Raw genomic sequence first — 569 nt, 5'->3', positions numbered from 1 at the left:
ACGACTTCGTCCCAATCGCCAGTCCCACCTTCGACCACTCCCCCCACACGGGTTGGGCCATGGGCTTCGGGTGTTACCGACTTTCATGACGTGACGGGCGGTGTGTACAAGGCCCGGGAACGTATTCACCGCAGCAATGCTGATCTGCGATTACTAGCGACTCCGACTTCACGGGGTCGAGTTGCAGACCCCGATCCGAACTGAGACCAGCTTTAAGGGATTCGCTCCACCTCACGGTATCGCCACCCTCTGTACCGGCCATTGTAGCATGTGTGAAGCCCTGGGCATAAGGGGCATGATGACTTGACGTCATCCCCACCTTCCTCCGAGTTGACCCCGGCAGTCTCCCGCGAGTCCCCACCATTACGTGCTGGCAACACAGGACAAGGGTTGCGCTCGTTGCGGGACTTAACCCAACATCTCACGACACGAGCTGACGACAGCCATGCACCACCTGTACACCAACCACAAGGGAAGATATATCTCTATACCGATCTGGTGCATGTCAAACCCAGGTAAGGTTCTTCGCGTTGCATCGAATTAATCCACATGCTCCGCCGCTTGTGCGG

At 57.3% G+C, this 569-nt stretch carries 1 rRNA gene; it reads right to left on the bottom strand.

The features are described 5' to 3' along the window. Window positions 1–569: ribosomal RNA gene (locus ABD691_RS33530) — 16S ribosomal RNA — on the bottom strand; the annotation flags it as partial.

Origin of the sequence: Saccharopolyspora taberi (assembly GCF_039534165.1) — a bacterium.
GTDB lineage: Bacteria > Actinomycetota > Actinomycetes > Mycobacteriales > Pseudonocardiaceae > Saccharopolyspora_D > Saccharopolyspora_D taberi.
Note: the sequence above shows the minus strand (reverse complement) of the source record. Positions and strands in the feature narration are given on the sequence as shown.